Origin of the sequence: Bradyrhizobium vignae, assembly GCF_004114425.1 — a bacterium.
GTDB lineage: Bacteria > Pseudomonadota > Alphaproteobacteria > Rhizobiales > Xanthobacteraceae > Bradyrhizobium > Bradyrhizobium vignae.
On record NZ_RDQF01000107.1, the window covers coordinates 1 to 9,426 of the forward strand.

General features: G+C 65.6%; 10 protein-coding genes. 5 read left to right on the plus strand and 5 right to left on the minus strand.

Translation table 11 applies throughout. The features are described from left to right. Window positions 1-335 precede the first annotated feature (335 nt). Both EAV90_RS39985 and EAV90_RS38340 read right to left on the minus strand, forming a co-directional pair. Complete coding sequence (locus EAV90_RS39985; protein WP_244607965.1) at window positions 336-587, minus strand: hypothetical protein; 252 nt, start codon at window positions 585-587, stop codon at window positions 336-338. 312 nt (window positions 588-899) lie between these two features. Continuing rightward, window positions 900-1,973 carry a hypothetical protein gene (locus EAV90_RS38340; protein WP_129146394.1) on the minus strand — a complete coding sequence of 358 codons (1,074 nt, stop codon included), beginning with the start codon at window positions 1,971-1,973 and terminating at the stop codon, window positions 900-902. Between the two features lie 262 nt (window positions 1,974-2,235). Here EAV90_RS38340 and EAV90_RS38345 point away from each other — a divergent pair, with 262 nt between their 5' ends. Then, the gene (locus EAV90_RS38345; RefSeq protein ID WP_129146395.1) at window positions 2,236-3,264 is read left to right on the plus strand and encodes a patatin-like phospholipase family protein; all 1,029 of its coding nucleotides are present in this window, start codon (window positions 2,236-2,238) and stop codon (window positions 3,262-3,264) included. 19 nt (window positions 3,265-3,283) lie between these two features. On the opposite strand, the gene EAV90_RS38350 is transcribed toward EAV90_RS38345, so the two are convergent. Next, window positions 3,284-3,712 (minus strand): CBS domain-containing protein, encoded by a 429-nt coding sequence (locus EAV90_RS38350; protein ID WP_122402616.1) that lies wholly within the window; start codon window positions 3,710-3,712, stop codon window positions 3,284-3,286. A 191-nt stretch (window positions 3,713-3,903) separates the two neighbouring features. After that, window positions 3,904-4,680, minus strand: a complete 777-nt coding sequence (locus tag EAV90_RS38355) for a rhomboid family intramembrane serine protease (protein ID WP_122402615.1) — start codon at window positions 4,678-4,680, stop codon at window positions 3,904-3,906. Window positions 4,681-5,261: 581 nt separating this feature from the next. On the opposite strand from EAV90_RS38355, the gene EAV90_RS38360 reads away from it, so the two are divergent. The 3 genes from EAV90_RS38360 (at window position 5,262) to EAV90_RS38370 (ending at window position 6,848) form a co-directional block, all read left to right on the plus strand. Continuing rightward, a complete protein-coding gene (locus EAV90_RS38360; protein WP_129146396.1) occupies window positions 5,262-5,816 on the plus strand; it encodes a PAS domain-containing protein in 555 nt (184 codons plus the stop codon). A gap of 105 nt (window positions 5,817-5,921) precedes the next feature. Beyond that, the gene (locus tag EAV90_RS38365) at window positions 5,922-6,428 is read left to right on the plus strand and encodes a GNAT family N-acetyltransferase (protein ID WP_129146397.1); all 507 of its coding nucleotides are present in this window, start codon (window positions 5,922-5,924) and stop codon (window positions 6,426-6,428) included. A gap of 123 nt (window positions 6,429-6,551) precedes the next feature. Beyond that, the gene (locus EAV90_RS38370) at window positions 6,552-6,848 is read left to right on the plus strand and encodes a hypothetical protein (protein WP_122402612.1); all 297 of its coding nucleotides are present in this window, start codon (window positions 6,552-6,554) and stop codon (window positions 6,846-6,848) included. 77 nt (window positions 6,849-6,925) lie between these two features. Here EAV90_RS38370 and EAV90_RS38375 read toward each other — a convergent pair whose 3' ends face one another. Next, on the minus strand, window positions 6,926-8,857 hold the full coding sequence (locus EAV90_RS38375; RefSeq protein ID WP_129146398.1) for a DEAD/DEAH box helicase: 1,932 nt from the start codon (window positions 8,855-8,857) through the stop codon (window positions 6,926-6,928). A gap of 364 nt (window positions 8,858-9,221) precedes the next feature. Here EAV90_RS38375 and EAV90_RS38380 point away from each other — a divergent pair. Beyond that, window positions 9,222-9,426 (plus strand): transposase (locus tag EAV90_RS38380; protein WP_488226166.1); only part of this gene is annotated, 205 nt, incomplete at its 3' end.

Consider the following 9,426-nt stretch of genomic DNA (forward strand, 5'->3'; position numbering starts at 1 on the left):
CGCGAACCGCACCCGTCGTTGGCGCGAGGTCTTCGCTCACGGTTGCCCGCCCTGCAAAACCCTTCGCGCCGGTGCAACCCACGTCCACCGCCGCCCGGCCCGCGTTCGTGACGATCGCGATACGCCCTCTTCCTTGGGCCGGATTGCGGCGAGACATACGCCGTTTCCGAATTTCGGTAAAGCGGAATATTTTTGACCGGGTGCGTTGACCCATGGCTCGCGTGTTTTGCCCCACGGTCAACGCAAGGGATTGCGGCCGGGATCGAGCGACGCGGAATCCGGGAATCCATCCAAGCGGACAAACCAGCCCCGGATCGCGCTGCGCTCCATCGGGGCTACGGACGCCGCTGATCCTCGCTGGAGGCCGCTGACCGGTTGCGCAAATAGGCCTGGGACAACAGGAAGAACAACGCGCGCTCGCCTTGATATTTGGCGGACGGACGCGTGCGCTCGAAACCGTCGGCAAATATCTTGCCGGACTGGTCGCACACCTGCCACCGCCAGCCAAACCGCTTGCGCCTGGTGAGGATCACTTCGAACATGCCGACGAGCCTGGTCCCCTGCTCCGTGCCGGTCTCGCAAGGCATGCGCCTGCTCCGGCCTTCCCCGTTAGACGGACGCCCGACATATAGCGCAGCAGAATGGAAAGAGAATAAGATTTGATTGCAGCAAATGCGTATCTTCCACCGGTCGTGGGCGGCAGGCGCGCCGCTGCTGGAATAAGTCGATGCCGCCGGTGTTTGTTGGCTCCAAGCTGGTAGCGCTGCCAAGATAAGACAGAACACAGCGGTTGAAGAGCAGTTGCTTGGCAGAACCCATACCGGAAGCGGCGGTATTAGGAGATGCACACCCATGCGCGCGATGAGAATTCTTGTGCCGAACGTCTCGCTGCGGGCGGCTTAGCGCGCGACGACCTCGACTTCGCCGTCGACGCCGTTGACGACGTTGAAACCGCGCTCGTAGACCTTGCCTTCGTTCTTGGCGATGGCGCGGTATTCGCCTTCGGAGAGCACGACGCGCGGGAAAGCACCGATCGATTCCTTGATGACGTCGCCGCCCGGAGTCAGCACCGACCAGGCCGTGTTGGCGAGCGCCTCGCCGCCCCTGTCGCTGACCAGCTTGAGCGTGATGACGGCGGCGCGATGGGTGATGGTGACGTCGGTGAGCTTGCCGGCCTGAACGCGAATGTCGGAGCGCACCACGGAATTGGCGTCGCCATAGTTGGAGACGATATAGTAGGTGCCTTCCGGGATCAGCACGACATCGCCGGCGGCGACATTCGGCACCAACGCAGCGCGATCGCCGGACTCGAACTGGCTGCCCTTGTAGATCGCGAACGAGATCTGGTTCTGCGGAATGCGGCTGGTGCCGACCCGGCCCTCGATGCGCAGACCGCCGGCCGGCAGCACGAAGGATTGGCGGTCGGTCTCGGCCTTCAGACTGACGGTGCGCACCGCGCTGACTAGGCCGAAGGCGACGTGGACGACGTAGTTGCCCGGCGGCAGCACGATGTTCGGCGCGGCGTTGCGATCCTCGCGGAGCAGCTTGAAGGTGCCGTTCTCGTCGGGACGGTCGGCGAACACGCGCCAGACCAGGCCGCTGGTAATGGGGGTCGAGTCCTTGCCGTATTTCGCCGTCAGCGACAGCACACCCTGCCCGGGCACGGCCGCATTCAGCGGCGCGGCCGGTGGCACGGTCGTGACTGCGGGCGGCGGCATGCTGGGCGTAGCGGGCTGCATCAGCGTCGGCGGCAGGCTCGGGACTCCGGCGCCCGGCCCGGAGGGCGGTGCCAGGCTGACGGCGCCGCCGGGGTCGGGCACCGATGCCGGCGGCACCGGCGGCGGACGATCGGAGAAAAGCTGCGCCTGCGCCGCATTTTGGCCCGAGGTCACGAGGCACGCGGCAAGGATCAGCGCCGGCAGCAGCCTGCCACTGCGCCGCCATCCGATGATGCCGTCACCCCCGCGTGTCATGTTCCCTGCTTTTCACCGAAAACGCGGCAAATTCAAGCCTCTGAAACCCCAAGAAATACGGGCTCTGTTACGGCCCCTTCTTTCCCTGGAACTGGGTTGACGCCTGCGTGATTATCCCTGCAGCAACCGTCCATTGCCATACTCCTGCCCTGTGCGCTTCCCAAAGCGACATAAACCATGCTTCGCCCGCGAGATGGCGAAGTCCAGGAACGGTCCCTAGTCTGGTGGTTGGTTGGGGCTGGCCCGGCGTAGGAGAGTTTCGGTGCTGGACATCTTGAAAGGTCGGAGCGCGAACGGCTCGAACGGCGAGAAAATTGGTCTCGGCAGCATCCGCCGGCCGATCGTTGGCCTCGCGCTCGGCGGCGGCGCGGCGCGCGGCTTTGCCCATATCGGCATCCTGAAGACCTTGCTCAGCAACGGCATCGTGCCCGACGTCGTGGTCGGAACGTCAATTGGCGCCGTGGTCGGCGGGGCCTATGCGACCGGCCAGCTCGACACGTTCGAAGAATGGGGCCGCAGCCTGCAAGGCATGCGCAACATCCTCGGCTATCTCGACATCCGCCTCAACGGCTCGGGCCTGATTGGCGGCGAGAAGCTGGCTACCCGGCTGGAAGAGGCGATCGGCCAGACCCTGATCGAAGACCTACCGATCAAATTCGCGACCGTGGCGACCGAAGTCCGTACCGGCCATGAGATTTGGCTGACCCGCGGCCGCGTGGTCGACGCGATGCGCGCCTCCTATGCCCTGCCCGGCATCTTCTCGCCCGTCCTGATCGGCGACCGCTGGCTGGTCGACGGCGCGCTGGTCAATCCGGTGCCGGTCTCGGCCGCGCGCGCGCTCGGCGCCGAAATCGTCATCGCGGCAAACCTTTCCAGCGACATCTTCACCCATTCCACGACGATCTATTCGCACGGCGCGATGCCCACACCGGTCGCGCCGGTGGCCGAGGAGACGACCGCCAAACGGCGTTTCCCGCGGCTGTTCTCGCCCGAGAAGACCATGAAACGTGAGTTCTTCGGCGGCGGCGGACGCCCCGGCATCTCCTCGGTGATGGTGGATGCCTTCAACATCATGCAGGACCGCATCACCCGCGCCCGCCTCGCCGGCGATCCGCCCGACATGCTGATCACGCCCCGCGTCGGCCAGTTCGGCTGGTTCGACTTCCACCGCGCCGACGATCTGATCGCGCACGGCGTACGCGCCGCAGAGCGCGCGTTGGACTCGATCCAGGAAGCGATCCATGTGCTGGCGCCGCCGCCCGAGGGCGCCGCGCCCAAAGCCACCGAGTAAGGCCGCTCAGTAACGCCGGTCAGGCGGTCTTGATGTAGTCGCGCAGGGCTTCCTGTTCGGCCTCGTATTCCTGGACGCGGCGCTTGACGATGTCGCCGATCGAGATCAGGCCGACGACCTTGCCGTTCTCGATCACGGGCAGATGGCGAAACTTGCCTGTCGTCATCATCTCCATGAGCTCGGCGACCGTGTCGGTCTCCTTGCAGGTGACCACCTTGCGGGTCATCACCTCCGAGACCGGCGCCTCCAGCACGCCGGCGCCGCGTTCGCCGAGCACGCGCACAATGTCGCGCTCCGACAGGATGCCCTCGAGCCGGCTCTGGTTCATCACCAGCACTGCGCCGATTTTCTTCTCACCGAGCAGCTTGATCGCGGCCGCCAGCCTGACGTCGGGCTCGACGCTCACGATCTGGTGGCCCTTGGTATTCAGAATGGAACGTACCGTCATTGTCGCCTCCCTGAATCGGAGCCGTCCGCCTTGTGGCGGTCCGAACTTTGATCTGCGAGTCTTCAACTAACAGTTTTGGCGCGGGTTTCACGCTCGCGCGCTTGTCGAAACGTTGCCCCTATGGGCTTGTCGCTTCGGAACATTCTTCCCGGGAATGATGGATGAATTCGGGCCGCGCTGCAAGTACAGCTTCAAGCACGGTCAGAAACGTCCCGTGATGACGCATCCGCAGCATCGCTTCGCACGCGCGGCACCGGATCGAACAGCGCGAACAGCAACAGGCCGGCGAAGAAGCCGCCGATATGCGCCTGCCATGCGACGCTGGTGGTTTCGGCATCGATGCCGATCGCGCCGACGCCGAAGATGATGTTGACGCCGAACCACACGGCGAGGAAGCCGACCACCCGCCCGTCGCGCAGCGCACGCGACAGCGGCAGCGCAGGAACCTTCGCGGCGGTATCGGCATCCGATCGGCTGAACGACAAGAAGCTGCCGCGCGCGAAGGCGAAGCGGATCGCGGCAGCCATCGCGCCCGACACCGAGGCCGAAGCGCCGATCATCGGCGCCACCGCATGCTCATGGGTCACGAGATGGGCGAGCGCGCCGGCCGCCGCCGTCACCGCCAGGAAGACGAAGAACCTGACCGCGCCGAAGCGCCGCGCCAGCGCGCTGCCGAACGGCAGCAGCCACAGCACGTTGAAGCCGAGATGGGTGAGATTGGCATGCAGCAGCGAATAGGTGACGAAAGTCCAGACCTTCGCTCCCGCCCCGCCCGGAATCTGCAAATTGAGCAGCGAGGAATCGTAGCGCTTCGGAATGAAGCCGAAGACGTCGATGGTCCAGTTCTCGAGCTCCGGCGGCAGCAGCACCCGCAGATGGATCAGCGCCAGCAGGGCGATATAGGCGGTCAGCGCCGCCGGCAGCGTCAAGATCGGCTCGCGCGGAGCCTCCTCAGCGGCGGCCGGCATGTTCGGTGACGAATCTTGCGGGGAATCCAAGGCGACTTCGCTTTCGGGCAATCGGAGCGACAGCTTGGAGATAGTCGCCTTTACCGCCTCTGCGCAAGTGCACAAAAGGACAAGCTGCGAGATGTCCGGCCCGATCCGTCGCTGGGTCCCGGCTCTGCGCAGCAACGCTATGCGTTGCAGCGCGTCCGGGACATGAAGGGTTTAAAAAGGAAAAGGCAGGGCCCTGGGAAAGCCCTGCCTGTCCGTGTCGGTCTTCCGGTGGCCGGAGAGATAAGGCTATCCCCACCCCTCCCCGCGATCGTGACCAAGCTGTTTGACGCCCCTAAGTACAGGCCCCGCCGAGAACCTGGAGAAAGCGGCGAGGCTTGCGACCGCGGTCACCATAGCAGCCGCGCGGCCGACACCAAGCGCATAGTTAATTTAACGTTAACGACGCAAAAGCTGGCATAAGAGGCCCGAAAACGCGCGCGCGGCATGGACGCTGCAAATCCCCTCCTGCACAACAACAGAAGGGATCGCGGGTGCACTGAAGCGGGACAGGTTTGTCCCTTCGAGGTTGCACCCCGGGCGAGCGTTCAGTCATGAAACATCCGTCGAGCCGCACGTTCTTCGCGTATTGGGACAAGAAGCGCGGCACTGCGCGGGCCCCTGACCGGGCCGACATCGACCCGGCCGCGGTCCGAGGCCTGCTCGGCGACATCTTCGTGCTGTCCTGTGAGCCGAGCCTCGGCTTCCCGTTTCGCGTCGCCGGCACGCGCGTCTGCGCGCTGGCAGGGCGCGACCTCAAGGATCAGAGCTTTGCGGCGCTATTCGCTGATGCGAGCCGCGGCGAGATCGAGGAGATTACGACGATCGTCGCCGACGAGACGCTGGGTGCGATCGCCGGCATCACCGCGGCGCGCGAGGATGGCAGCAAGGCGCATCTCGAACTGCTGCTGCTCCCCTTCAACGCCCGTCCGCACACACCGGTGAGCGTGACCGGCGTGCTCGCGCCGTTCGACGACGAATGCGGCACGCTTTCCGCCTTCACCCTCACCTCCTGGCGCTATCTGCACCAGCCCGAGAAGCTCTTGCCGCGCGCCATCCGGAAATTGCAGGTCGCACGCGGGCTGATGGTGTATGAGGGGCTGAGATAGCCTCCGCGGCCCGATGCGCGGCATCGCGCGCAAGAAGTATCCGAGATAGCGGCACGGCAGCGGAACTGAATAAACTGGTCTAACCAGACGGAACGACGGACCGACATGAGCAAGACGCACTGGCGTCCCGCGCACACCTGCGACTTGCCTGCGATCAGCGCGCTTGCGGCACGCATCCACCCTGCGCTGCCTGAGCGCGCCGAGGTGCTCGCGGAGAAGATGCGGCTCTACCCGGCTGGCTGCCGCGTGCTCGGCGCAGATGAAGGCATCGTCGGCTACGGACTGACGCATCCCTGGATGCAATACCGGATTCCGCCGCTCGACAGCTTCCTGCACGAATTGCCCGATCGCGCGGATTGCCTCTACCTGCACGACCTCGCCGTATTGTCCGGCTTTCGCGGCGGCGTTGCACGCGATTATGTTGCCGAGATCGAGCGGCTGGCGCGCGCGTCGCACATCGCGACGCTGGCGCTGGTCTCGGTCTACGCCACGCGGCCGCTGTGGGAACGTGTCGGCTTTCGGGCCGTCACTGCGGATGCGGAGCTGCGTACAAAGCTCGAATCGTACGGCGAAGGCACGACATACATGCTGCGCGACCTCGCCGCGACGTGACGCCCCCTTCCCGGTCGGCTCACGTGGGCGTGAAGCCGCTCCCTCGAACCGGGCCGGATCAGCCTCCGTCGAAGGTATGTGCGAGCCGTTCCGGTCTCGCCGAACCGAGGCTGGAGAATGTCCATGAAACTCACATTGTCGAAAGTTGCTTTCCTTGCATGCGTTGCAACGGCCGCGCTCACCGCGACCGGTGCCAATGCGGCGCAGGCCCGATCTTACGGCTGCGAATTTGCCTTGTTCGAAAGCTGCGGCAGCGTCGTCGAAATGACGAACCCGGGCCGTGCACGCCGCGTCGTTCGCCTCACCGACGATACCTCGCCGACCTACATGAAGCAGACTGACCCGCGCTACAGTTCGTCGATGCGCGATGCCGGCGGTGGTGGTGGCGGCGGTGGTGGCGGTGGCGGCGGCGGCCGCTGAACTCACACCCGACTTTCAGATGATGTCGCCGGTGCAGTCCGGCGGCATCGCTCCTGTCAGCGCGGAACGACAGAAGCTCAACCGCGACGCTTCTTCTTGGCCTTCTTTCCCGATGCATCCTTCACCCGCCAGGGCGTGACCGACGGCTCCGCGTGGCCCGGCCTGTCCTTGTGCTTCTTCTTCCCGAAGGAAGGAGCATCGGCGAATTTCGGCACGCGCTCACCATGAGCCCTGCTGCGTGGCTTGGCTCCACTTGCCTCGCGCGGGCGATCGTGGCGCCGTTCACGATGATCGCCGGCCTCGCGCTGCAAGGCGTGAGGGTGCGCCTCCGAATCTTCCTGCCGGCGGGGCACGTCCGCCATCGGCTCGATGCGAATGCTGTCTTCCTTGTCCGGACGCTTGATCTTGGTGGCGAACGAATCTGCGACCCGCTCGGAGATCTCGAACTCGGTCGTGGTATCCATGATCTTGATGGCGCCGATGTCGCGCTTGTCGATGCCGCCGCGGCGGCAGATCATCGGCAGCAGCCAGCGTGCCTCGGCATTCTTGCGCCGCCCGATCGCGGCGCGGAACCAGACGCTGCCCTCCGTCATGGCGTGTTTCGACGAGGCTTTCCCCGGCTTCGATCGCGCCTTGACGCGATCGTCGCCGCCTTCAAATCTGTCACGCCCGCGCTCCTCGCGCAGCTTACTGCTTCGCTCGCCGGGATCGATGATGTCCTCGGGCGCCGGCAGCCGCGCGCGATAGAGCCGCGCGAGCGCGGCGGCGATGTCCTCGGGCGACCGCTCGGCCAATAGTGCATGCGCGAGAGCGAGGTCGTCGGCAGTCGTCTCCTCGGTGAACAGCACGTCCTTCATGCGCTCGTGATCGAGCTTGCGGATTTCGTCCGCCTGCGGCGCGGTACCCCAGGCCGCATCGATGCCCGAGAGATCGAGCAGCAGTTCCGCGCGCCGCCGACGTGCGGGCGGCACCAGGAGGACGCTCGTCCCCTTGCGGCCCGCGCGTCCCGTGCGACCGGAGCGGTGCTGCATGACCTCGGCGTCGTTGGGCAGATCGGCATGAATGACGAGGTCGAGGCTCGGCAGGTCGATGCCGCGGGCAGCGACGTCGGTCGCGACGCAGACGCGGGCCCGTCCGTCCCGCAGCGACTGCAGCGCCAGCGTCCGCTCGTTCTGCGTCAGTTCGCCCGATAGCGCGACCACAGAGAAACCGCGTTCCAACAGCGCGGCCTGCAGATGCCTGACGGCATCGCGCGTGCTGCAAAACACCAGCGCGCTCGGCGCCTCGTAAAAGCGCAAGACGTTGACGACGGCGTGCTCGACGTCGGCGGGCGCGACGCGGATCGCGCGATACTCGATATCGGCGTGACCACCCTCGTCACCGGCGACCTCGATCCGGAACGCATCGCGCTGATATCGCCGCGCAAGCGCGACGATGCCGCGCGGAAAGGTCGCCGAGAACAGCAGGGTGCGGCGCGTCTCCGGCGTGGTCTCGAGGATGAACTCCATGTCCTCGCGAAAGCCGAGATTGAGCATCTCGTCGGCCTCGTCGAGCACGACGGCGGCGAGTTGGGAGATGTCGAGGCGGCCGCGGCGCAGATGATCGCACAGCCGCCCGGGCGTGCCGACGACGATGTGCGCACCGGCGGCCAGCTCGCGCTGCTCGCGCCGCGGGTCCATGCCGCCGACACAGGAGACGACGCGCCCGCCGGCATGCCCGTAGAGCCAGGCGAGCTCGCGCTGAACCTGAAGCGCGAGCTCGCGGGTCGGCGCCACAATCAGGGCGAGCGGCGCGGCCGCAGGTCCGAACTGCTCGGCGTCATCGAGGAGATTCTTGGCGATCGCCAATCCGTAAGCGACGGTCTTGCCGGAGCCGGTCTGGGCCGACACCAGGAGGTCGCGGCTGGTCGCTTCGTGGGCGAGCACGGCGAGCTGGACGGGGGTCAGTGAATCATAGTTCCGCTCGGCCAAAGCGCGGGCGAGCGGCGGGGTCAGGGCCGGAAAAGACACGGGATGGAGAACCTTGGTTGATTCAGGCGCGGAACGGTGATCCTGCGGACCTGAGCTGCGTGCGCGGCAAACGGCCCGGCCGCACGCTGATTTGATCTGGGCGCTCTTTACGCCAAAGGGTCGGAAATCACCATGCCTATGATGCATGGCTTGATGGAGAGCACCGCGCCGGAAGGTTGCAGCGGATTTTTACGGCCACCTCCATTAACCTGAGACCCACCGGATCGGATGGGAATGACCAAGTGACGCCGTCCGTCAAACGCACCTGCGGCCATCGGCTGATCCTAGCAGGCTGTTGAAAAAGGCGCTCGCCGCCGACCGGCGACCGTGATTCATTGGCTCCGATGAGATTCGGAGATGGTGCGTGCGCGGCGGCGACAATCGAACGGGCGAACTGTTCAGCTACGTCGACCTGGAGGCGCGGGTGCGGCGTAATCATCCGCTGCGAGCGATCCGGACGATTGTGAACGAAGAGCTGTCGGCGCTGGAGCGAGAGTTTGCCGCGCTCTATTCGCCAATTGGGCGGCCGTCGATCCCGCCGGAGAAGCTGCTGCGGGCGATGCTGTTGC

Excerpts from the sequence above, each read along its gene's own strand:
- EAV90_RS39985 (WP_244607965.1), bottom strand. The coding sequence starts at position 587 with ATGCCTTGCGAGACCGGCACGGAGCAGGGGACCAGGCTCGTCGGCATG.
- EAV90_RS38340 (WP_129146394.1), bottom strand. The coding sequence starts at position 1,973 with ATGACACGCGGGGGTGACGGCATCATCGGATGGCGGCGCAGTGGCAGG.
- EAV90_RS38350 (WP_122402616.1), bottom strand. The coding sequence starts at position 3,712 with ATGACGGTACGTTCCATTCTGAATACCAAGGGCCACCAGATCGTGAGC.
- EAV90_RS38355 (WP_122402615.1), bottom strand. The coding sequence starts at position 4,680 with ATGCCGGCCGCCGCTGAGGAGGCTCCGCGCGAGCCGATCTTGACGCTG.
- EAV90_RS38360 (WP_129146396.1), top strand. The coding sequence starts at position 5,262 with ATGAAACATCCGTCGAGCCGCACGTTCTTCGCGTATTGGGACAAGAAG.
- EAV90_RS38365 (WP_129146397.1), top strand. The coding sequence starts at position 5,922 with ATGAGCAAGACGCACTGGCGTCCCGCGCACACCTGCGACTTGCCTGCG.
- EAV90_RS38370 (WP_122402612.1), top strand. The coding sequence starts at position 6,552 with ATGAAACTCACATTGTCGAAAGTTGCTTTCCTTGCATGCGTTGCAACG.